This window comes from Micromonospora sp. Llam0, from assembly GCF_003751085.1.
Classification (GTDB): Bacteria; Actinomycetota; Actinomycetes; order Mycobacteriales; family Micromonosporaceae; genus Micromonospora_E.
This window is the reverse complement of the sequence record NZ_RJJY01000001.1, coordinates 371,613-394,525: the sequence shown is the minus strand read 5'-3', so window position 1 is coordinate 394,525 and position 22,913 is coordinate 371,613. Positions and strand designations below refer to the sequence as shown.

Here is a 22,913-nt window from a genome sequence, read left to right as displayed (position 1 = left end):
TTCTACCCCGACGATTGACTTCCATCCGTCGCTCAGCTTATTTTGAACGTCAGCAAGATCGTATCACCCCCGATTTCCACCGACTCACCCGCGCGGGCCGGCACCACCCCCACCTGCCCGCGTCACCCCACCTGCGCCGCCACTTCCTTCGCCACCCCCTGCCCTTTTCCGGAGGTCGACCGTGCCCACCAACCCCTTCTTCGCCGTCGTCGCCGCGATCGCCATCGCCGCCCCGGCCACCCAGGCCGCCGTCGAAGCCCAGCAGCCGGACGAGACAACCAGCCAGAGCATGGTCGTCTTCGAGCTGCCCACCGAGAGCACCGGCATGCACGACGACAGCTCCAGCGTCAACTTCGCCTGTGCCTTCAACTGAGCCGCGGCTCTCACCAGCACCGGACCCGGAGCGACCGCTCCGGGTCCGGTGACGTTGCACCCCACGGTCGACCGCCGCCCACTCCGTCACCCCGGTAGCCCCCAGTAGCCACTCGTCGAGACCTCCGAAAGGCCCGTCATGGCCCAGCCCGACCTCGTGCTCAGCCGCTACCTCGTGTTCAGTCCGACCACCTACCGGCACCCGTCCGGCCGGCAACTGCGCGCCGTGTTCCACACCGGACGGGCCCGTACCCTCCTGCTCGACACCGACACCACGCGGGCCCTCCTGGACGGCCCCGGCCCGGCCGGCCTGCCCGCCGACGAACAGGCCCGGCTCGCCGAACTCGGCCTGCTGGTGCCCGCCGACGCCGACGAGACCGCCGCGACGATCGACGCCGGCGCGCAGGCGGCCGACGACGCCCGGCACCGGCAGTTCGTACTGATGCCGACCGGCTACTGCAACATGGGCTGCGACTACTGCGGGCAGGAGCACCGGCGGGACACCCCGGCCACCCGGCCGACCCGGCACCGCGACGCCATCGCCGCCCGGGTCGAACACGCCATGGCCAGCGGCGAGCACGACACCGTGGTGGTGCGGTGGTTCGGCGGCGAACCCCTGATGGGGTACGCGGTACTCCGCTCGCTGTCCGCCCGGTTCGTGGCCGCCGCCGACCGGCACCGGGTCGGCTACTCGGCGATGCTGGTCACCAACGGTGCCCTGCTCGACGCCCGCAAGCTGCGTACCCTGCATCTGGACTGCCGGGTCGACCGGATGGAGATCACCATCGACGGGCCGGCGGAGGTGCACGACGCCGCCCGGCCGTTGAACAGTGGACAGAGTTCCTTCCACCGGATCACCACGGCGCTGCGTACCGTGCTCACCGATCCGGAGCTGGCCGGGCTGCAGGTGACCGTACGGACCAACATCGGCCGGCACAACGCCGACCGGGCCGACGAGTTCGCTGCGGCGATGCGCGACGCCGGCCTCGCCGACCCCCGGATCCGGTTCTACCCGGCGCCGGTGCACTCGTGGGGCAACGACGTCAGCGAGGTACGGCTGCGCCAGCAGCAGGCCGCCGAGACCGAACTGCGCTGGTACGCCGCCTACCTCGCCGCCGGACTGCACTGCCGGCTGCTGCCCACCCACCCGGTACGGGTGGTGTGCACCGCCGTCTCCCGGCACAGCGAGGTGATCGCCCCGGACGGGCGGATCTACTCCTGCACCGAACAGCCGCTGGTGCCCGGCTTCACCGAACAGCATCTGGACACCGTGGACCGGGCACCGGTCGACCAGCTGCGGCCGACCGGCCAGTTCGACGACTGGTACACCGGGCTGCGCGCCGGCGAGACCGGCTGCCAGGGCTGCCCGATCCTGCCGGTGTGCGGCGGCGCCTGCCCGAAACTGTGGCGGGAGGGCACCGCACCGTGCCCACCGATGAAGGAGAACCTGGCCGGCCGGATCGACCTGTTCGTCCGCTCATCCGGCCTGCTTCCCGTCTGACCCGTCGTCGCCGGCCCGGTCCGCTGGCGCCACGTCGTCGCCGGCCCGGTCGGCCGGCGGGAAGTCCCACCGCAGCGCCAACTGCGCGGCCTGGAAGTACCGCTCCGCCCGGCCCTGATCGGTCCGCTGGTTGACCACCCGGATCATCCCCTCCTCGGACAACACCCGCAGGTGGTAGTGCATCAGGCTGAACGTGATGCCCAGCTGGTGGGCCAGTTGGCGGGCGGACAGCGCCCGGTCCGGCTCGGCGGTGAGCACCGCGAGCACCCGCAACCGGATCGGATCGGCGACGGCGCGCAGCTGATTGACGCCGTCGAGCACCCGTACCGCCGGGGTCGGCGGATCGGTGCCGCCGGGCGGTCGCGCGGACCCGGGTTGCCGTGGCACACTGGACACAGCCCCCGACGTTCCCTGACGGTCGGGGGCTGCACCGTCTGTAAAACTGGCACCGTCTGTGAACCTGGCACCGTCGGCCGGTCGCGGGCTCACCGCGCACCTCCCGGGAAACGACCCACCGGCAGCAGGTAGACCAGCACGTCGTCGATGCCGTCCAGGCCGAGCAGTTCGTGGGCGACGTCGTCGTAGAAGCCGCCGATCATGCCGAGCGCCAGCCCGCTCGCCGCCGCCACCATCGACAGCGCCTGCGCCAGGTGACCCGCCTCCGCCACCGCGAACCGCAGCGCCCGCATCCCGTAGCGTTCCCGCAGCTCACCCAGCTGCACGTAGAGCCCGAGCAGGGCCGGCACCTCGGCCAGTTCGATCCCGCCGACGTCGAGGGCGTCCGCCCCGAACCACATCGACGACGCCTCCAGCTCCGGCACCGACGGGGCCGGCCCGAGCCGCCACAGCTGCCGGTCGAGGTCGTCGACGTGGTACGCGCCGGGGGCGACGCCGTCGACGTCGCGCACGATCAGCCGCATCCGCGCCGCGTACGCCGCACCGGCGCTCGGGTACGGGCGGTGGGCGTAGTCGTACAGGTCCCCGTTGGACAGCGGCACCTGGCTGCGGTGGGTCACCCCGTGCGCGCTCCACACCAGGGTGCCCAGCTGCTCGGCGGTGACCGGCCCGGTCAGCCGCCCCCGACCGGAGACCCGCCGGCGCAGCACATCAGCGAGCGCGGCACGCGGCGGGTCCCCGGCGGGCAGAGGAACCGGCCGGCCGCCGAACCGGAACGGGGTCCCGCTCCGTTCCGAGACGGCCTCGCGCGGCCTCTGCGTCTGCAACATTCCCGGCAGGAACTTGCTCGCCTCGTGGTAGCGGCGGTCGGCGGCCGCCGCCCCGTCGGCGAAGAAGTCCGCCGGCCCGCCCGGCGCCAGCGCGGTCCCGGCGACCAGCCAGCACACCGACCGCTCCTCGTCCGGCAGGATGCCCAGCCGGTTGAACAGCATGTGCAGCTGGGAGCCCCACACCCAACGCCACCGCTGGTCGGCCGGGCCGGCGGCGGCCGGCCCCTCCAACGCGTCCCGGGCGGCCCGGACGACCTGCGCCCAGTACCCGGCCGGCGACCGCTCCCCCGCCAGGTCGGCGGCGGCGTCGGTACGCTGCGCGTCGACCCGGGCCACCGTCCGGTCCCACCGGCGGCGCAGCGCGGCACCCTGGCTGGCCAGTACCCGGGCCGCCTGCCCCTGCACCGCCGCGGCCGGCAGCATCGCCACCTCGTTCTGCCACCGCCAACCGGCTGCGTGGCCACGCAGCCACCGGGCGGCACCCAACTCGTCCAGGCCCAACGCGGCGGCGGTCGCGGTGGCCAGCTCGGCGGCGACGGACAACCGGGCCGGGCCGGGCGGGACCGCGCCGACGATCCGGGCGGCGATCTCGCTGGACCGGCAGAAGACGTCCTCGGCGACCAGCAGTGCCTGCGGTCCGCCGTACCGGGCGGTCTCCGGCCGGTACGGGATCTCCCGGACGTCGCCGTGGTCGTGCCAGCCGGCGGCCGACCGGGCGGCGCTGCCACCCAACCGCCGGTAGTAGTTGCCGCTGTCCATGGTGAACACCTCGTACGGCGCCTGGCCGGCGAGTTCGGCCAGCTCCGCCCGCAACCGGTCGCCGACGCCCGGCAGCGGGTCCCGAACTCGGATCCGCAGATGCGGCCCGCCCTCCCAGTAGCGGATGTAGAACCAGTCGGCGATCGCGCCGTCGGCGCGCAGCCGGGCCAGCAGCGGCGCCACGGTCACCGCCAGGAAAGTGTCCAGGTCGGCCGGCGACCAGTAGGCGAAACAGTGCAGGCCCACCCAGGTGCGGGTGGTGGTGGCGGTGATGGTCGGGGCGGTCACGGCGACACCTCCGGGTTGCTCAGGTCGTAGGCGAAGTCACGCACCCGTGACCGGCCGATCAACAACAGGTAGATCAGGTCGTGCCCGGCGGGCAGACCCGCGGCCGCCTCGGCGGCGGCCTCCCGCACCGCGCGTACCGGCCGGCAGAACAGGCCGACCTCGGCGGCGGCGGTGCCGACGTGCTGGGCGGCGGCACCGGCCGCGTGCAGCAGCCGCCGGTACGCCGCCGGGCCGCCGACGCGGACCGCGGCCGGCACGTCGGCGCTGACCAGCCAGGCCAGCGGCATGCCGGCGACGTCGACCTCGGTACGCGGATAGCTGTACGCCCGCTGCACCTGCCCGGTCGCGTCGCCCGGCCGGGTCGGCTGCGGCGCAGCAGCCCCGCCTCGGCCGGTCGCGGCCGGGTCGAGGCGGTACCAGCCGGCCGCCCGGTCGGCGACGTTGCCGACCGCGAGGGTGTGCCGCAGGCGCACCCCGGTCACCGGTGACCCGGCCGGCGGCCGGTACGCGGCGGCGACCAGCCGCTCGAACGCCTCCGCCGGCAGCGGCCGGGGGTCCGCGCCGAACCCGCGTGGGCTCAGCCCGGAGCTGCGTACCGCCCGCAGCCGGTGCCGTGACCAGGTGGGGGCGGTCGACGGTCCGAGGGTGACGGTGAGCCAGGGCCCGCAGGTGGCGGTGGCGGTGGCGCTGGCGGTGGTGCCGGCGGCGTACCGCAGTCCGTGGCCGGCGGCGGCCTCGGCGAGCGCGCCGGCGACGTGACCGGCCTCCAGCGCGGCCAGCGCCTCGGCGAGCCGGCCGTAGCCGGCCGGCATCCGCGTCGGCTGCTCCCGCAGCACCAGCTCGACCGCCCCGTCCGGCGCTGCGACGGGCGACTCAGCGGACGTCGGATACAGCAGTTCGCGGACCGGGTCGACCAGCCAGTCGACGCCGTCGTGCCGCAGCAGCACGTCGACCAGGTGCGCCGCCCGGGGCGACGGGTACGCCCGGTGCTCGTTGAAGCCGTTCCACGGTTCGAACCGGCGCGGCGCCAGCGCTGTACCGAGTGTCCGGACCAGCCGGGCACCGGTCGGCCCGGCGACGGCGGCCAGCTCGCCGAACGACACGGCCGGGCCGGTGGGCCGGCGACGGTACGGCCGCGCCGACGCGGGCCGGACGTCCTTGCCGGGGCCGTGCGCGTACACCTCGGCGAGCGTGGCGGTGAGCTGACTGGTGGTGAGCTGCGTAGCGCTGGGCTGATCGGCGCTGACCTGACTGGCGGTGAGCTGACTGGACGACATGGCCGACCTCACGGGAACGGGTGCGGATAGAGGGGCAGGTCGGAGTAGTCGAGTGGGGACGGCAGCCGGCCCAGCTGGGCCGGGACCCGCAGCAGCCGGTCCAGGCCCCGGGTGCGGTGGTGCACGTGGCCGAACGTCATCGGCAACGTGCCGGGGACGATCACCTTCGCCGAGTGCAGTCCCAGCCGGTCCCGGCTCGCCGGGTCGGTCTGGTCCACCACGATCACCTCCAGGCCGTCCGCCGCCCACCGCTCGACGGTCTCGCCGAGCAGCGCCGCGAGGTCGGTCACCGGGGCCGGGCGGCCCGGCCAGACGTCCCGCCAGTGCGCCGGTGCGTCGCCGGTGAGCAGGAACTCGTACCGCTGCCGGGCCTGCGGCAGGGTGTTCACCGCGACGTGTTCCTCCAGGCCGGTGACCAGCCGGGGGTCGTCGAACATGGCCTGCAGCCGATCCGGGTCCAGATGGCCGGGTTTGTTGCGGGCCACCTCGGGCAGGCTGAACACGTCGACCACCGCCTCGGCCGCCGCCGATCGCAGCGCCGACCGGGGGTCCGGATGGGCACCGGCGGCGAAGAACGCCTGCGGGGCGCCGCTGGTCGGGTCGCGGTGCAGCACCAGGGCCAGCACGGTCGGCACCCCGAGGTCGTTGGTGGCGTCGAAGAACAGCAGGTCGTAGCCGACCGTGTCGAGCCGGTCGACCAGGTGCGGCAGCACCGGGTCGTCGTCGGGTACGGCGACCGGCCGCAGCGGGGTCCGCGCGTACCAGGCCATCAGGAACGCGTCCCGTTCGGCGACCTCGTACATGCCGTACAGCGCGGCTTCGACGGCGCTGTTGCCCAGCCCGCAGCCGTTGGAGCTCTCGTAGAGGAACCGGGGGCCGTCGCTGCGGTGCAGTCCCCAGTAGGCGACGTGCTCGGGTACCAGCAGCGGGCGGCGGCGGCCCAGCGACCAGCCGTGCACCCAGCGCACCCGGGTCTGCGGCGTGTACGGCACCATCCGGAACGCCGGGTGGTCGTAGTGCGCCGGGTCGTGCAGGCCGAGCCGGGCCGGGTCGACCGCCCGGTCCGGGCCGAGGTCGACGAAGGCCGCTTCGACGGCGGTACGCCGCCGGTGCGGCCGCATCCCGGTGGCCCGCTCGACCGCCTCGAACAGGGCGATCCGCTCCGACTCGGCGAAGCTGCGGGCCCGGCCGTAGCCGGCCTCGCGGACCGCCGTGTCGCTGGACAGTTCGCTGGTGCTCAGCGCCATCGGCGACCGCTCGGTGCGGATCATGTGGGCGACCGGCCCGTGCCGCCAGTCGAACAGTTCGGCGCGCAACGCGGCCCGGCTGGTCCGTGGGTTGTCGCCGCGCAGCGAGTACGGGTCGCTGGTCGGGGCGGCGGTCAGCGGCACCTCGGCACCGTGCGGGGTGTCCAACGGCACCGGCCGGCAGATCCGGCAGCCCTGCCGTCGGGGCCGGACCCGGTGGCTGCTGACAGTGGCGTGGTCGGTGCGGATCGCCACCACCGTCGCGTCCAACCGGCCCGGGTCGGTCAGCGCGTCGCCGACCGTGCCGGCCACCATCGGCAGCAGGCTCGGCGGGATGACTCCGCCCTGCCGCAGCTGCGGGTCCCGGCTCGGCACGCCCGGCCCGAACACCCGCAGCCGGGCCTGCTCGGCGCAGGCCAGGCAGGTGCCGGCTCTCGGCCGCAGCACCGGGCCGACCAGCACCAGGCCGCCGTCGAGACGGACCGGGACGACCGTCGCGGCGGTCTCCCAGGCCCGGCGGCTCAGCTGTGCGGCCAGTGCCGGGGTCCAGTGGTCCAGCAGGACGACCGCGGTCCGGCCGCCGGTGCCGCCTGGCGCCGCCACCGCGTCCAGCGCCGTCGCGGCGTCCAGCACCGGGACGGTCGGGTGACCGGCGGCGGCCAGCGCCGCCGCGAGATCGTCGGTCGGGGTCGCAACGGTACGGGTCGACATGGTTCAGGCTCCTCGGCTCGCGGTGGCGGAGTCGGCAGTGACGGAGTCGGCAGTGACGGAGTCGGCAGTGACGGAGTCGGCAGTGACGGTGGTCGCGATCCACCGGAGGCCCTGCGCCACGAAACCGGTGACGGCCAGCGCGTGGACGACCGAGTCGGCGTCGGGGTGCGCGTCGGCGGGACCGGTGCCGGCGGTGACCGGCACCACCGGCCGCCCGGTCAGGGTCGCGCCGTCGGCGGTGAGCGCGGACCGCAGCGCCGCCTGCAACCGCTCCTCGTTGTCGATCACCCCGGCCGGCCAGTACCAGCTGTCGTCCGTCCACGGTGCCAGGTGCTGGTCGGCCGGCCGCCAGGTCGGTGCCGCGCCGGTCAGGCTCGCCGGCCCGGCCGGCACCTCGACCCCGGCGGCGCGGGCCTGTGCGACGCCGGTGGCGGCCAGCGCCGCCATCGCCACCGCGTCGGCGGCGGTGGCCTCCACCGCCCAGGCCAGCGGCCCGGCGTCGGTGACGATCTCGGCGTGTACCGCGCCGGCCGGCAGCCGGCGGGCCACCGCCCGCGCCGGTACGGCGAACCGCAGGGTGAGCGCCTTCCACCAGCGGCGCGCCGCCGGTTCGCCGGCCCACTCGGCCTCCGGCACCGGGTCGGTGTCGAGTCGGCTGTGTACGGCGTGCACCAGTCGGCGCAGCGCCGCCCCGCTGGCGTGCCGGGCGTCGACGCCGATCGCGGCCGTCTCCGTCCAGCGGACCGCTGACCCGGCACCGTCCCCGGCACCGGCGTCCCGCGCGTCGCCGTCGCCGCGCGGTGCGCCGAGACCGAGGACGGTCTCGGCGTACCGCAGGGTGGCGTCGACCCGGGCGGCGTCGGCGGTGGCCGCGACCCCCAGCGCCGGGCCGGCCAGGGCCAGCATCGCCGGCAGTTGCGGCAGGTCGCCGGGGACCGCCGGCGGCAGTACGCCGAGCTCCGGGTCGCTCAACGCTGCCAGCCGCAGCCCGACCGCGTCGATGTCGGCCGGCCCGCCGGGCAGCGGCACGCGGGCGGCCGGCAGCCACGGGTGGTATGTGGCCCGGACCGGGTCGAGTCGGGCGACCAGGACCGACGGGTAGTGCGGCCCGGGGGCGGCCGGTTCGCCGCCGGGCAGGGTGGCCGCCTCCTCGGCCGGGTCGGGCAGGCCGGCGACGGCGCAGACGATGCGGTGCGCCGCGGCGGCCCCGATCAGCGCGGCCAGGGCCGGTGCCACCGGCCCGTCCGCCAGCGCCGGGCCGGTCTCGCGGGACAGTCGGGCCGCGACCGCCGCGCCGTGGGTCAGCGCCTGGTCCGGCCGGTCGACCGGGGTCACGTACCCGATCTCCGGCAGGCAGCGGGCCGCGACCGCCGCCTCGCCGGCCCGTACCACGGTGTCCTGGGTGGTCGCGTCGCCGACCGGGTCGACGGCCAGGCCGGCGCCGGTCAGCGTGCGGGCCGCAGACGTCGCCACCGCACCGGTGCCGGCAACGGTGACGGTGGTCGACCGCAGCCGCTGCCAGGCCGCCGCCGGGTCGGCTGCCACCGACTCCAGCCAGCGGGCCAGGTCGGCCGGCGGCAGATCCGGTTCCTCCCGGTCGCCCCAGCCGGCCGGCACCTCGACCAGCATGTCGTGTTCCCGCAGTTGGTCGAGGAGCAGTCGGATGACCCGGTCCACCTCGGGCCGTCCGGCCGGCTGTGCCAGCCGCTGCGGGGTCAGCCCGCCGGCCAGGTGTCGGGCGAGGACCTGCCACACCTTCCACACCCCGGCGCCGCCGCTGACGGTGAAGCTCGACGACCAGCCGCGTACGTGCACTCCGGTGACGGTCGGGGTGGCGAACACCACCGGCCGCAGCCGCACGACGATCTCCGCCGCCGACGGCACGGCGCGTTCGGCCACGGCGGGGTGGGTCACGGTGAGGTCGGCGGGACCGGCTTCGGCGGTCGAGGGCCGAGGGCTCATCACGCCACCTCCTGCGCGGTCGCGGCCAGCCTGGTCAGGTAGCCGTTGATCCGTTCCTGCCAGGTGATCCCGGTGATCCGCTCCGCCGCCCGGCTCAGCAGGTAGGCGGCCAGATAGCGCTCGGTCGGCCGGACGTCCAGCAGGCCGAGCAGCAGGTAGAGCACGTTGGTGGCGAACCGGTAGGTGACGAACTCCCGCTCGTACGGGACCCGGTCGAAGTCGATCTGCCGCAGCAGCTGGTGGTACTCGCTGTACTCGGTCCGGTCCGGATGCCAGCGCCGTACCGTGTCCGGGTCGCCGATCTGCTCGGCCCGGTCGAGGTAGCTGAACGCCGGCACCCGGGGCAGCTCACCCCGCTGGTACGCGGCCCCGGTCACCTCGGCGGCGGACACCGTCCACTGTTCCCACCCGCGTTCGGCCGGGTCCAGGCCCGGACCCGACTCCGGCCCCGAGCCTGCCGCGTCCGTCGGGGCGGCCAGCCGGGCGACCAGGGCGGTCGCCGAGTCGGCGGAGCGCCGCCACTGGGCGTCGAACGCCGCCCGTGCCCGGCCGTCCGGGTCGTTGAGCACCAGGAACTCCTCCAGGTGCGACAGGAACGACTGGTGACCGTTGCCGAGCCCGAGCGGATAGCGGCTGGCGTGCAGCGCCATCGCGGTCAGGCAGGTCCGTACCCGGGCGGCGGCGCTGTCACCGGCGGCGGCCAACCGGTCGGCGGCGGCGCTGACCGCCGGCACCCCGAGGCGCAGCAGCTCGGCGCGGCACTCGACGGCCTCAGCGGAGCCGAACAGGGTGGCCATCGCGCTGTCGTCCACCGGCTCGACGCGGACCGTGTTGTCCGGGTGGATCGGCTGGTACGGCGGCGGCACCAGTTCGATCCGGCCGGCCTGTTCGGCCTGTGCCAGCAGGTCGGCGACGCTGATCTGCTCGGTGCTGGGCCGCTCGGCGAGGTGCCCGCGCAGCCGGTGGGCGACCGCGGCGGCGACCACCGCCAGGTCCGCCGGGTCGCCCTGGTCCCGGCGGGCCAGCCGGATCCGCAGGTGCGGGCCGTGCAGCCAGTGCCGTTCCAGGTGTACGGCGACCCCCTGCCCGGCGGCCCACCGGGCGGCCGGCAGCACCGCCGAGCGCAGCAGCGGCAGCTTGGTCGGCGAATAGTAGTAGCTGACGATGTCGAGGGCGTCAGTCATGGCCGCCCCACCCCTTCCGATAGGTTTCGGCGACCAGCTCGACGACCCGCCCGTGCGGGCTGCCGCTCCCCGGCACCGGCAGCGCCTCCTCGATCCGCACCGGACCGTCGTGGCGGCCCAGCAGCCGGGGCAGGTTCCGCAGGTGCAGGGCGTTGTCCAGGTCGACGTACTGCGGTTTCGGCAGCGACAGGTAACGCTGGTAGTCGTCCGGGCCGCCGCGTACGTCGACGCCGGCGGCGGCGACGAACACCTCGGCGGGCAGGCCGAGCCGGGCCCGCCAGCTGCTGACCGCGTCGAACGGCACGTCGCCGTCGGCGTCCAGGTCGGCGCGCAGCCGCTGGGCGGCGTCGGTCGGCAACGTCCAGGACCGCCGGCTGAGTACCAGGTCGTGGTATCGCAGCCGGGTCCGGTGCCGGGCACCGGCCAGTTCGCCGGTCGGGGCCAGCAGGCCGGGGCCGACCAGTCCGCTGCTGAGGTCGAAGTGCAGCGGTACGGTCCGGTCCGGCATCACGAACGGGACGAGGAACCCGAGGTAGAGCACGTCCAGGTCGGCGCCGGTGTCGTCGCGGACCAGCCGCACCTGGTCGGTGACCGGGTCGTGGCGCAGCCCGACCCGGTCGGCGAGCAGGTCGGCCCACCGGCCGTCCTCGCCCACCTCGTGGTCGACCAGCAACGGGTGCAGGTTGGCGTTGAACCCGGTGACCGGGCGGAACTGCGCCACCTGGGCGTGCCGCCCGGCGGTGGCCCGGATCTGCGCGGCCAGCTGCGTCTTCGCCTGCGGTGCCACCAGGTCCAGGAACCGGCTGGTGAACCGGCCCCAGCCGGCGTACACGTGGTTGAGCACCAGCAGGTCGTCGTAGTCGCGGCGGGCCGGCTGGACGAAGAACGCGTACGAGGCGGGCCGGGCGGTGACCCAGGCCGGCAGCGCCGCAGACGCGTCCCGGACGATCTCCTCGGGCAGGCTGAACTCGACCGCGTCGGTCGGCGCCGCCGCCCGGATCCGGGCCAGCAGTCGGGCCCGGATGTCGGCCAGCTCCCGTAGCGCCGGGGTGACCAGGTCGGCGAACTCGGGGTCGGGGTTGATCACCCCGGACGGCGAGACCAGGTTGTACGCCCGCCACACCTGGCTCATCTCGGTGGAGAAGTCGGCGGCGCGCTCGCAGCGTCCACCGACGCCGTACCGGGCGACGAAGCGGTCCCGGACCAGCCGACGCAGCGGCAGGTACTGGTCGAACAGTTCGACCAGCCCGGCCAGCCGGGGCAGCCGGTCGGCGGCGGCACGTCCGTAGGAACGGCCCAACCGGACCGGTTCGGGCAGCGCCACGTCCTCGGCCAGTACCGGCGCGTCGTACCAGGGCAGGCCCACCGCCTGGTACGCCGAGCGCCAGGTGTCGCGCAGCCGGCCCAGGGCGGCGGCCCGGTCACCGGCCGCGACGGCTCCGAAGCCGCTGGTCTGCTCGTCGATCGCGACGAGCAGGTCGGCCAGGTCGCCGCGGTGGTGCCGGTCCAGCCAGTCGGCGAGGTGCCGTACCGCCTGCGGGTCCTGCGGGTCGACGGGTTCGACGGCGAGCAGCAGCCCGGCGTCGAGCACCTGCCCGACGTAGCGGGTCGCGGCGGCGGTGGTCCGCGGCGGACCGCCGGGCAGCCGGCGGGCCAGTTCGGCGACCAGGTCGCCGGGGGTGACGCCGGCCGGCCCGGCGGCCCGGGTCCGGTCGAGCAGCAGCCGCAGCGGTCCGGTGCAGGCGAGCTGCACCTCCTCCTCCAGCACCGAGATGACCCGGTCGACGCCCTGCACCGGGCGGTCCCGACGGAACGTCAACTGGTCACCGGTGACGGTGATCGCGGCGGCCAGCCGGTGCGGCACCGTGTCCCGCAGCCCGGGGTCCGCGATCACCGCGGCGAGCAGCCGGGCCAGCAGGGTCCGGTTGGCCTGGGCGACGGCCACCGGCTGCCCGCCGACCGAGGCCGCGTCGTCGGCCGGTACGGCACCGCCGGCCGATTCTGACGCCCCGGTCCAGGTGCCCCAGGCGACGTAGGTGAACCAGGACAGCGGGCTGGTCTTCGCGGTGGCCCGCAGCGCGTAGCGCAGCGCGTTGGGTTCGGACTTGCGGGCCCGGCTGTCCGGGTTGGCCCCGCTGGCGGCCGCCCGGTCGATCCCGCGTAGCAGGTCGGCGCCGGTGAGGGTGACCGCGCGGCGCAGTGGTTCGGCGGCGCAGACCTCGGCGAGCGCGGCGCGTTCCGCGCCGAGCGCGCCGGTGGCCAGCTCACCGAGTTCGGCGCGCACCTGCGCGGCCTCGCGCATGACGGCCAGCCAGGCCGGCAGGTCGGGCACCCGGTCGAGCAGGCCGCCGAGTTCGGCGACCCGGTCCGGCCGGGGCAGCCGTCCGTTGTGCACGTCGCGGCGCAGCGGCAGCACCGCCTTGCGGTGGAAGTCGGCCGGGTGTCCGTCGGCGCTGGCGTAGAGCGCGTCGGCGAGCCGGGGGGCCAGCTCGGTGATCCGCGACCGTAGCTCGACCAGCCGGCGCAGCGCGGCACGGAACTCACGGGCACCGTCCGGGGTCGGCGGGTACGGCAGCGCGGCCAGCCGGACCAGCGCGTACGGCGCCAGGGTGGGGTCGGTCGCCGGCCGCCGGTCGGCGGTGGCCGGGACGACGGCGGCCTCGCTCATCCGTACCGCACCCCCTCGTCGCGCCGGAACGCGGCGCGGGCGAGCAGGGCGAACAGGGCCGTCCAGCCCAGCAGCAGGAAAGCGATCCAGCTCGGCCCGATCAGGTGGTCGGCCCGGTCGATCAGCGCCAGCACGAAGTACTGGTACTGGTAGGTCGGCACGTACGGCACCACGGCGTGCAGCGCCGATGGCAGGAAGTCGATCGGCACGAACAGCCCGCCGAAGAACGCCAGCAGCATGAACAGCAGGTTGGCCAGCATCATCGCCGGCTGCGGGGCGAACCGGTAGCCGATCGCCATCCCGAGCAGGCCGAACGGGACGGCGCCGAGCACCACCGCGCCGAGCCAGACCGGCCAGGCCACCAGCGGCAGCCGCAGGTCGGTGGTGAACGCGGCGACGACCAGCAGCGGAATCCAGCTGACCACGTTGAAGCCGAGGACGTAGACCAGCCGGCCGGCGAACCGGGTCAGCGGGGACAGTGGCAGCAGCCGCAGCCGCTGTTCCCACGGGTTCTCCCGGTCGGCGGCGACGCCGGCGGCGAGCGAGGCGACCGTGACGTTGAGCGTGGTGTAGAGCAGGAACGGGGTGATCGCGTATTCGCTGCCCAACCCGAGGTCGGCGAAGCGGTTGGCGTTGACCAGCCCGAACAGCAGGAAGAAGACCAGCGGGAAGCCCAGCGCCGGGGCCCAGTAGGCGGGCATCCGCAGCGTGTCGAGGGCGTGCGCGCGGGCGTGCAGCAGGACGTAGCGCATGTCAGGCCACCTTCTCGGCAACGCGGATCCCGGGCCGGGTGACGGCACCCGGGTCGGTGGACCTGCTGATCGTGCGGATCGCTTCCTCCAGGCCGACCCGTTCGACCCGGATGCCGGTGAACGGCACCTCGGCGCGGACCAGTGCCCGGACGGTGGCGTCCGGGTCGGCGGTGTAGATGTGGGTCCGGTTGCCGACGGTCTCCACCCGGTCGGCGGGACCGGAGACGGCGATCGGCGGCAGCGCGCCGGCTACTTCGATGTCGACCAGGTGCAGCCCGACCTCGGCGACCACCTCGGTCACCGCACCGGTGCGGGCGATCTGCCCGCCGGTGACCACCACGACCTGTTCGGCGAGGTGTTCGGCCTCGGCCATGTCGTGGGTGGTGAGCAGCACCGCGCTGCCGGTGGCGGCGACGTCGGCGATCGCGGTCCACAGTCCGTCGCGGCTGTCGGCGTCGAGGCCGGTGGTCGGCTCGTCGAGGAAGAGCAGTTCGGGGCGGCCGACCAGGGCGGTGGCCAGGGCGACCCGGCGGCGCTGGCCGCCGGAGAGGCTGCCGCACCGTTTGGTCAGGAACGGGCCGAGGCCGAGCTGGTCGACCAGGTCGGCGCGGGGCACCGGGTCCGGGTAGTGGGCGGCGACCAGGGCGAGGGTCTCGGCGACGGTGAGCCGCCAGGGCAGGGCGGTCCGTTGCGGGGTGAGGCCGAGGCGGCCCTTGATCCGTACGTCGGCGGGGTCCCCGCCGAGCACCTCGACCCGGCCCGATCCGGGGCGGCGCAGACCGGCGAGGATCTCGATCATGGTGGACTTGCCGGCACCGTTGGGGCCGAGCACGGCGGTGACCCCGGCGGGCACCACGAGGGAGACCGCGTCGAGCGCGACCACCTTGCCGTACGTCTTGGTGACGCTGTCGAGACGGGCGAAGACTTCCACGAGCACTCCTTGGGCATGTGACGCGCGGAGGGGGCGCACCGCGCCCCCTCCGCTCGATCGAACTGACGTGATTCGCCCTGCCTCGGCTACCGGCAATCCCTGACACTGCCGGTGGTGCCCTCGGTCGGGGCGGTGGTTGGCGTCAGAGCGCCGACTGCTCGACCTCGGCGCAGGAGGCGCAGCAGGAGCTGGCGCCGCAGCAGGAGCTGGAGCTGCAGCTCGACGAGCCGGAGGAGGCACCGGTCTCGGGCAGCGCGGCCGAGTCGCGGATGGAGCTGACCGACAGCTCGTCCAGCTCGAGGTCTTCGACGTCGATGATTTCGTCGGACATGTGATGCACCTTTCGGAGAGGTTCGCCCCGCACGGTCGGCGAGGACGTCGGTGACCGGCGCCGACGGTGGCGCCGGTGGATCAGGTGACGTAGCAGCAGGAGCAGGAGGCCCGACCGCCGTCGCCGGCCGAGGACGCCCCGGTCTCGGGCAGTGCCACCGAGTCCCGCATCGCGGTGACGGTGAGTGGCCCGAGGTCCAGCCCGTCCACGTCGATGTCCAGGTCGTAGTCCTGGGTGGCATCCCAGGTCGTCGACAGTTCCGCCAACATCGCGCACCTCCTTGTCGGCCCGGGAGCCGTTCGCTGGGCCGCTCCTTGACTTCCACCTGACGTTCTAGCTTGTTGCTGCGCTTGAGATTAGTTGAACGTCTAGGTCCGGTCAACCATTGGAGTTGGCTGAATTAGGGCAGCGGTCAGCAGCCGGCCACGATTGGCACAGAAAGCTGATGGAGGGTCGGAAATGTCAGTTCGGCTGATCCGACTGACCAAACCCATCGAATCGGGCGATACACCGCAACAGGCGGTCCCGCAGTCCTGCGGCCCGCTCGGCGAAATCCCGCTGCATCGTCACGTACTCGACCCGACCCGCCGCAGTCTCGATCCGCACCGGCGGGTAGCCCAGCTCCCGCAGGTCGTACGGACTGGCCCGCATGTCCAGGTCCCGGATGTCACGAGCCAGCTCGAAGCAGTCCACCACCAGCTCACCGGGGACCAGCGGACTCAGCCGAAAGGACCACTTGTACAGATCCATGTTGGCATGCAGACAGCCCGGTTGTTCGAAGTCGGCCTGGTTGGAGCGCTGCGGGGAAAGCAGGTTCAGCGGCCGCGCCGTCGGCGTGAAGAATCGGTATGCGTCGAAATGGCTGCACCGGATCCGCTGGCTGTCGACGAACTCGGCGACACCGGCCGGACTCATCCGCAGCGGCCACCGGTGGTGGCGAACCTCCTCGGCGGGCTGCCGGTAGACCATCGCCCACTCGTGCAGGCCGAAGCAGCCCAGGTGCGCCGGCCGGGCCGCGGTGCGGGCCAGCAGATCCCGTACCCAGATGACGAACTCGCCGCGCCGGGCCAGCAGCCCGGCGGTGTCCACTGTGACCGCCACCCCGTCGCCGATCGGGACCGCCCGGTAGTCCCGGCCCCACTGCGTCGGCTCGGTGTCGGCGAGCCGCACCCCCGCCCCCGGATGCCAGCGACGCAACTGCGCCGGCCGGTACGCGTAGTAGGTGAACAGGAAGTCCGCGACCGGATGCGGCTCACCCCTGCGGCGGCGCTCCAGGTGCCCGCCCACCAGCCGGTCGACGCGCTCGGCGTGCGCGTCGCGGCGCCGGGTCCAGGTGGCCCGGTCGAGCAGGGTGTCGGTCACCACCCGACCAGGGTAGGCCGGCCCGGGTAGGCCGACCCGCCAGGTCCGGCCCGGTCAGTCCCCGGCGGCCGGCTCGTCGTCGGCCGGCTCGTCGTCGACCCGCCCACCGGACCGCAGCACCGCGTCCGGCCGGCAGAGCACGCTCACCCGGTAGGACAGCCCCAGGTTGGACCAGATCTCACCGCGCAGGGACAGGCAGATCCCGACGCCGGGTTCGCCGTCGGGGTGCTCGAAGAAGTCCACCGTCGGCGCGGCGAGCGCGCCGACCAGCCCCTGAGTCTGCCGGGCGGTGGCGGCCACCTGCACCAGCCCGCCGGTCACCTGGATCTCCACGTCGTCCAGGGCGTCGACGGCGTACCAGTGGGTGTCCGGCAGGAACAGCTGCACGTCCACGCCCCGGCGGGTGTAGTCGGGGCCGGCCAGGCCGGTGTCGTCCGCCGGGCGGTCACCCAGCCACGCGGTGCCGGCATAGTCGGTACGCAGCCGCTGCGTCTCGGAGCGCCACTCGGTGACCAGGGTGTCGAGACGGGGTTGGGCGGCAAGGTGGACAGCTGCTTCGATCACCCCCGGGACCCTAGCACCGTGGCCGGGTCCCGGGGTCCCTCCGGTGCGCAGTCCAGTGCCTGGTCGACTACCAGGTCCAGCGGGGTGGCCACACCCGTGTACCAGGCGACGTCGAACGAGTCAGCGCTCAACGCACGCCGGGCGGCGGCCAGGGCGGCGTCCCGCCGCCGCTGCACCGCCACCGGCGCGACCAGACCGAACCGGTACCGCAGCGAGTCGACCGCGGCGAGGATCCGTACCGCCAGGGCCGGATCGTCGTCGACGGTCACCTCGGCCACCGTCTCCAACGAGGTGGACAGGTCCGCCCGGTCGCCCAGCTCGAACCGCCGTTCCAGGGCCGCGACGAACAACCGCAGCGCGGCCGGCCGGTCCCCGCCGGCCAGCTCGCACTGGCCGAGATGGTGCAGCGCGACCGCCTCGCCGAACAGGTCCCCCAGCCCGGTGGCCAGGTCGAGCGCCTCCCGGGCCACGGCGGCCGCACCGGCCGGGTCCGGCCGGGCGAGCAGGATCTCGGCCAGACAGGTCAACCCGAGCAGTACGCCGCGACTGTTGCCGGCCTCCCGCTCCAGCGCCAGGCACTGGTTGATGTGCCAGTCGGCGTCGGCGATGTCACCGGCCCGCAGGCAGACCTTGGCGAGGTTGCCGAGCGCGATCGCCATGCCGGGCTTCGCCCCGAGCTCGCGCCACACCTCCAGGCCGTACCGGAAGTGTTCGCCGGCCTCGTCGTACCGGCCGGCGAGCATCGCCGCGACGCCGAGGATGTTGCGGGCCTGCGCCACGCCTTCGGCGTCGCCGGCCTGCTCGGTGAGGCGCAGGCACTCCCCGCCGAGTCGGGCGGCGGTGGCGGTGTCGTCCTGGGTGGCGGCCAGCACCGCCGCCGGATAGAGCAGCTGGCGGCGGTGCTCCACGGCCAACCCGGCAGGGGCGCAGAGCAGCCGGTCGAGCCACTGGCGGCCGTCACGGATCTGGTTGCCGTTGCGCCAGTACCGCCACAGCCCGAGGCACAGCCGGGTCGCGGTGACCAGGTCGTCGGCGGCGAGCGCATGCTCCAGCGCGGCCCGCAGGTCCGGGTATTCCTGGTCGAGCTCGTCGGCCCAGCGGCTCTGCTCCGGCCCGGCCATCCCGGCGGCCGCCCGATCCGCCAGCCCGGCGCAGTACGCCAGATGGTTGCGCAGCTGCCGGGCCCGCTGCCCAGCGGTGCACAGCTGCCGGGCCCGGGCCTGGATGGTGTTCAGCATCGCGTACCGGCGGGTCCCGCCCCGCCCGGTCACCGCCACCACCAGGCTCTTGCGGACCAGCGCCTCCAACGCTTCGGCGACGTCGTCGACGGCCACCGGCCCGGCCCCGGCCGGCGACCCCAGGCCGGCGACGGCGGCCACCGCAGCTGCCGTCGGCTCGGCGGTGAAGACGGCCGCTGCGGTGAAGACGTCCCGGTGCGCCGGCTCCAGCAGGCCGAAACTCCAGTCGACGGTGCCGTGCAGGGTCCGCTGGCGGGCCGGCCGGTCACGTGGCCCGGGGCCCAGCGGGTCCAGATGCGGGCCGAGCCGGTCCAGCAGCGCCGCCGGGCTCAACTGGTCGGTACGCGCGGCGGCCAGCTCGATCGCCAGCGGCAGGCCGTCCAGCCGCCGGCACAGCTCGGCGACCGCCGGCAGCGCGTCGGCGGTCAGCCGGAAGTCCGCGTCGGCCGCCCGGGCGAGCTGGTCGAACAGGGCGATCGCCGGATGCTGCGCCACCGCGCGGGCGGCGGCCGACGCCCCGCGCGGCAGGTCGTCGAGCCGGGGCAGCGGCAGCGGCGGCACCCGGTAGACCTGTTCGCCGTAGATCCCCAACGGCTCCCGGCTGGTGGCCAGCACCCGGACGCGCCCGGCGGCAGCCAGCAGCTGGCCCAACGGCGGGCCGGCGGCCAGCGCCTGCTCCAGATTGTCCAGCACCAGCAGCAGCTCGCTGTCCGCGAGGTGGTCGACCACCGCGTCCAGCACCGACTGCCCGGCGCGCACCGACATGTCCAGCGCGGCGGCCACCGCGGTGAGCACCTCCGTCGCGGTGCGGCAGGCCGCCAGCGCCACGAAGCACACTCCGTCGTCGAACCGGGCCGCGACGCCGGCGGCCACCGACAGCGACAGCCGGGTCTTGCCGATCCCGCCGGCCCCGACGAGCGTGACCAGCCGGCTGGTCGCCAGCAGCGCGTCGATCCGGGCGACGTCGCGGTCCCGGCCGATCAGCGGGGTCAGCGGGGCCGGCAGCCGTACCCGCCGCCGTGGCCGGCCGAGCAGGTCCGGGCTCAACGTCCAGCCGCCGGTGCCGGAACCGACCAGGCCACGGCGGCTACGCACCCGGTCGAGTTCCCGGTCGGCGGCGGCCGGCAGCCCACCGGTCTGTCGGACGAACCAGTTCACCAGGGTCCGGCTGGGTTCGCCGCGCAGCGCGGTCCGCAACCAGATCCGGGTCGTCGTCGGCGACCACGGGGCGAGCTCGATCTGCTCCAGCTCCGGCAGCTGCACCCCGGACGGACCGACACCGGGCAGCGGTCCGGGGCCGGTCACCGAGACCGGCTCGCCGGCACCGGCGGGACCGGACGGCCGGACCGGGCCGGCCGTCTCGGTGCTGGCCTGGACCAGCCCGAGCACGGCGGGCAGCAGCCGTGGGCGGGACCAGACCCGCAGCAGCTGCGGGACCCGGTCGACGGCGGCCAGGTCGGCGATCAGCAGCACCTGGTCGGCGAAGACCGGCAGCGGCAGGGGCTCCGGTTCGGGCGGCACCGTGACCACGGCGAACCCGCGCAGCGCCGCCAGTCGGGCGGTCTCGGCGAGAAAACGGGTGTGCCCGGCACCCCGCTGCCCGTGCACCCGGGCCGAGCCGCGGCCGGTGACCCGCAGCCGGGTCAGGAACTCGTGGGTACGGCGCAGCGCCTCGTCGCGCTCCCACAGCCGGGAGCCGCTGTCGTCGGCGATCTCCACGTCGTCGGCGACGGCGCTGTCCCGCCCTCGCCGTTTCGCGAGGTAGTTGCGCCGGTCGGCGTGGTCCAGCAGGTGCTCGGCGGTGGTGCCGTCCGCTGGTGCGCTCGCCACCCCGAGGCTGACTGTCAGGTGCAGCGGCGGATCCCCGGGAAACTCGGTGCTGCGGATCCGTTCGGTCAGCCGCAGGGCGAGCCGGACCGCCTCGGTGCGGTCGGTCTGCGGTAGTACTACGACGAATTCGTCGCCGCCGTAGCGGAACAGCACATCCTGTGGCCGGCAGGTGGCGCGTACCCGCTCGGCGAGCTGGCGGAGCACCCGGTCGCCGCGCAGATGGCCGTAGACGTCGTTGACCGTCTTGAAGAAGTCGACATCGAACAGGAACACCCCGCAGGGATGCCCCGCCCGACTCAACTGGCGTCTGAGGAATGGATCAAGGGACGCGCGCGGACGGGCTCCCGTGACCGGATCGGTCGCCGCCACGTCGTACTTCTCACCGCCCTCGTCACCACCGGCGTGCCGGGTCACCGGACCCGCCTGCCGCGACCTGGTGGGCCGACGGGCGTGTCGGCTTGGTTAACGGCGCCCTCCACTTACGGCACCACCGAACTGGATGCTATCCGTCGGTCACCGGGCATGGGAGTCCACCGGCCCGACGCACGTCCTGCACGATAGGGGGATGTTCGTTCTCAGCCGAGAGGTTTCTGCTACGTAACATGTCCACCGTGGTGCCGGGGACGCGTCCCTATCGGATGGACCCACCGGTAGCCATGATCTTGTTATTCGTCAGGAGGATCGCACCGGTGCCGACGATGAGCGTTGCGCGCGAACAGCGCAGATACCGAAAACAAATCGCTGCACTGTCGACGGTCGTGGCGCTCGCCGCCGCCATGGCCGGCGGGCCGGCGACCCGGCCGGATTCCGTACTGGCGACCCGGCCGGGCACCGTACCGGCCGGGGACTTCGCCAGCCTGTGGAACGGCTCCCCCGGCATCGGCCAGGGCACCTCGCTGGCCGACGTCCGCAGCGTCGTCGGTGCGGACACCTCGGCGACGGCGGCACTGGACGGCACCGGGATCGGCATCGCGATGATCGACACCGGGGTGGTACCGGTCCCCGGCCTGCCGGCGAACCGGCTGGTCAACGGCCCGGACCTGTCCTTCGAGTCGCAGGCGACGAATCTGCGCTGGCTCGACACCTACGGGCACGGCACCCACCTCGCCGGTGTACTGATCGGCGACGATCCGACCAGCGGCGCGCGCGGACTGGCACCGAAGGCGAAGCTGACCTCGGTCAAGGTCGGTACGGCCAACGGCGCGGTCGACGTCTCACAGGTCATCGCGGCGGTCGACTGGGTCGTCGCCAACCGCGACCACGACCCCACCCATCCGATCCGGGTGCTGAACCTGGCGTACGGCTCCGCCGGCAACCCGGCCTTCTGGACCGACCCGCTGCACTTCGCCGTCGAACAGGCGTGGCACGCCGGGATCGTGGTCGTGGCGGCCGCCGGCAACGACGGCAACGGGTTCGGCCGGCTGGACAACCCGGCGACCAACCCGTACGTCGTCTCGGTCGGCGCCAGTCTGACCAAGGGCACCCTGACCACCGCCGACGACCAGCTCGCGCCGTTCACCAACCTCGCCACCGCCGGCCGGCAACTGGATCTGCTGGCCCCCGGCGAATCGGTGCTGTCGTTGCGCAACCCGGGCTCCAACATCGACAACCACTATCCCGGCGCCCGGGTCGGCAGCACCCTGTTCCGGGGCACCGGCACCTCGCAGGCGGTCGCGGTCACCTCGGCCGTCGCCGCGCTGCTGCTGCAGGCCAAGCCGTGGCTGACCCCGGACGAGGTCAAGCAGGTGCTGGTGGAGAGCGGCACCTTCCTGCCCACCGGTGGGGGCGCGAACCTGGGCCTGCGCAGCATCAACCTGCACGCGGCGCTGACCTACACCCCGGTGTGGCAGCCGCAGCAGTGGACCCGGTCCGACGGCAGCGGCCCGATCGAGGCGTCCCGGGGCACCAGCAAAGTGGTCCGCAACAACGTGACGTTGCAGGGCGAGCAGAGCATTTTCGGCCCGTTCAGCAGCCCGGCCTGGGCCAGCCAGTCCGCGGCCCGGACCGCCTGGTCCGGCGGTGTCTGGCTGGGCCACCGGATGGCCGCGGACGGCTGGACCGGCACCTCCTGGGCCAGCCGCACCTGGGGTGGCGCGACCTGGACCGCACCGTCCTGGGACGGCTCCGGGTCGTGGGTGGACCCCGCCTGGTCGAGCCACTTCTGGTCCACCGGATCGTGGACCCCGGGTGACTGGGGCTCGCACTTCTGGTCCACCGACAGCTGGGCCAACGCCTGCTGGTGCTGACCGGGCCCGTACCGGATCAGTCGGGATCGCCGCGGCGCAGACGCTTCGTCTGCGCCCGGCGTTTCTTGTCGCTGATCCGCCGTTCCTTCGCCGCCCGCGACGGCCGGGTCGGCCGGCGCGGCGGTGCCGGCGGCGCGATCGCCTCCCGCAGCAGAGCGGACAACCGGTCCCGGGCCGCGGCCCGGTTCGCCAACTGGTTGCGGTGCTCGCTGGCGGTGACCGTCAACACCCCGCCGACCAGCCGGTTGGCCAGCCGCTGCACCGCCCGCTGGCGCAGCCACGGCGGCAACGCGGTCGAGCCGGCGACGTCGAACGACAGCTCGACCCGCGAGTCCGCGGTGTTGACCCCCTGGCCGCCAGGACCGGACGAACGGGAAAACCGTTCGGTCAACTCGCCCGCCGGGATCACCACCGAGTCGGTGACCCGCATCTCCCCTGCCGCCATCATCCGACAGTACCGCCGC

At 74.3% G+C, this 22,913-nt stretch carries 18 protein-coding genes; 3 read left to right on the top strand and 15 right to left on the bottom strand.

The annotated features are described in order from the left end of the window. Window positions 1-181 precede the first annotated feature (181 nt). Together EDC02_RS40005 and EDC02_RS01850 are read left to right on the top strand one after the other, a co-directional pair. A complete protein-coding gene (locus EDC02_RS40005; RefSeq protein ID WP_158632022.1) occupies window positions 182-373 on the top strand; it encodes a hypothetical protein in 192 nt (63 codons plus the stop codon). A gap of 138 nt (window positions 374-511) precedes the next feature. Continuing rightward, window positions 512-1,873, top strand: a complete 1,362-nt coding sequence (locus EDC02_RS01850) for a radical SAM/SPASM domain-containing protein (RefSeq protein ID WP_123600445.1) — start codon at window positions 512-514, stop codon at window positions 1,871-1,873. Here the strand turns inward: EDC02_RS01850 and EDC02_RS01845 are convergent. The 14 genes from EDC02_RS01845 to EDC02_RS01780 all read right to left on the bottom strand — a co-directional run bounded on the left by EDC02_RS01845 (window position 1,850) and on the right by EDC02_RS01780 (window position 20,617). Beyond that, on the bottom strand, window positions 1,850-2,269 hold the full coding sequence (locus EDC02_RS01845; protein ID WP_158632021.1) for a winged helix-turn-helix domain-containing protein: 420 nt from the start codon (window positions 2,267-2,269) through the stop codon (window positions 1,850-1,852). The two genes, EDC02_RS01850 and EDC02_RS01845, sit on opposite strands and share 24 nt — an antisense overlap. Before the next feature lie 89 nt (window positions 2,270-2,358). Beyond that, window positions 2,359-4,146, bottom strand: coding sequence for a thiopeptide-type bacteriocin biosynthesis protein (locus EDC02_RS01840; protein WP_123600443.1), 1,788 nt, complete (start codon window positions 4,144-4,146; stop codon window positions 2,359-2,361). Then, entirely contained in the window at window positions 4,143-5,423 is a 1,281-nt protein-coding gene (locus EDC02_RS01835) for a nitroreductase family protein (RefSeq protein WP_123600442.1), read from the bottom strand. Before EDC02_RS01835 ends, EDC02_RS01840 begins: the two co-directional genes overlap by 4 nt. Window positions 5,424-5,431: 8 nt before the next feature. Then, window positions 5,432-7,381 carry a TOMM precursor leader peptide-binding protein gene (locus EDC02_RS01830; protein WP_123600441.1) on the bottom strand — a complete coding sequence of 650 codons (1,950 nt, stop codon included), beginning with the start codon at window positions 7,379-7,381 and terminating at the stop codon, window positions 5,432-5,434. Between the two features lie 3 nt (window positions 7,382-7,384). Next, window positions 7,385-9,343 carry a hypothetical protein gene (locus EDC02_RS01825; protein ID WP_123600440.1) on the bottom strand — a complete coding sequence of 653 codons (1,959 nt, stop codon included), beginning with the start codon at window positions 9,341-9,343 and terminating at the stop codon, window positions 7,385-7,387. Continuing rightward, the gene (locus tag EDC02_RS01820; RefSeq protein ID WP_123600439.1) at window positions 9,343-10,527 is read right to left on the bottom strand and encodes a lantibiotic dehydratase C-terminal domain-containing protein; all 1,185 of its coding nucleotides are present in this window, start codon (window positions 10,525-10,527) and stop codon (window positions 9,343-9,345) included. Before EDC02_RS01820 ends, EDC02_RS01825 begins: the two co-directional genes overlap by 1 nt. Then, window positions 10,520-13,195: a lantibiotic dehydratase gene (locus tag EDC02_RS01815; protein ID WP_123600438.1), complete on the bottom strand. Its 2,676-nt coding sequence runs from the start codon at window positions 13,193-13,195 to the stop codon at window positions 10,520-10,522. The genes EDC02_RS01820 and EDC02_RS01815 overlap by 8 nt, the downstream gene beginning before the upstream one ends. After that, window positions 13,192-13,947, bottom strand: coding sequence for an ABC transporter permease (locus EDC02_RS01810; protein ID WP_123600437.1), 756 nt, complete (start codon window positions 13,945-13,947; stop codon window positions 13,192-13,194). Before EDC02_RS01810 ends, EDC02_RS01815 begins: the two co-directional genes overlap by 4 nt. A 1-nt stretch (window position 13,948) precedes the next feature. Next, entirely contained in the window at window positions 13,949-14,878 is a 930-nt protein-coding gene (locus EDC02_RS01805) for an ABC transporter ATP-binding protein (protein ID WP_233605692.1), read from the bottom strand. Between the two features lie 142 nt (window positions 14,879-15,020). Beyond that, a complete protein-coding gene (locus EDC02_RS01800; RefSeq protein WP_123600435.1) occupies window positions 15,021-15,209 on the bottom strand; it encodes a thiazolylpeptide-type bacteriocin in 189 nt (62 codons plus the stop codon). An 80-nt stretch (window positions 15,210-15,289) separates the two neighbouring features. Further along, window positions 15,290-15,478, bottom strand: coding sequence for a thiazolylpeptide-type bacteriocin (locus tag EDC02_RS01795; protein WP_123600434.1), 189 nt, complete (start codon window positions 15,476-15,478; stop codon window positions 15,290-15,292). A 193-nt stretch (window positions 15,479-15,671) separates the two neighbouring features. Continuing rightward, the gene (locus EDC02_RS01790; RefSeq protein WP_123600433.1) at window positions 15,672-16,574 is read right to left on the bottom strand and encodes a 3-methyladenine DNA glycosylase; all 903 of its coding nucleotides are present in this window, start codon (window positions 16,572-16,574) and stop codon (window positions 15,672-15,674) included. A gap of 51 nt (window positions 16,575-16,625) precedes the next feature. Continuing rightward, on the bottom strand, window positions 16,626-17,135 hold the full coding sequence (locus EDC02_RS01785; RefSeq protein ID WP_123600432.1) for a hypothetical protein: 510 nt from the start codon (window positions 17,133-17,135) through the stop codon (window positions 16,626-16,628). Beyond that, the gene (locus EDC02_RS01780) at window positions 17,132-20,617 is read right to left on the bottom strand and encodes a diguanylate cyclase (protein ID WP_123600431.1); all 3,486 of its coding nucleotides are present in this window, start codon (window positions 20,615-20,617) and stop codon (window positions 17,132-17,134) included. The genes EDC02_RS01785 and EDC02_RS01780 overlap by 4 nt, the downstream gene beginning before the upstream one ends. 284 nt (window positions 20,618-20,901) lie before the next feature. Between EDC02_RS01780 and EDC02_RS01775 the strand changes: the two genes are divergently transcribed. Beyond that, window positions 20,902-22,449, top strand: coding sequence for a S8 family serine peptidase (locus tag EDC02_RS01775; RefSeq protein ID WP_158632020.1), 1,548 nt, complete (start codon window positions 20,902-20,904; stop codon window positions 22,447-22,449). A gap of 16 nt (window positions 22,450-22,465) precedes the next feature. Here the strand turns inward: EDC02_RS01775 and arfB are convergent, their stop codons facing one another. Next, window positions 22,466-22,894 (bottom strand): alternative ribosome rescue aminoacyl-tRNA hydrolase ArfB, encoded by a 429-nt coding sequence (gene arfB / locus EDC02_RS01770; protein ID WP_123604400.1) that lies wholly within the window; start codon window positions 22,892-22,894, stop codon window positions 22,466-22,468. Between the last annotated feature and the right edge of the window lie 19 nt (window positions 22,895-22,913).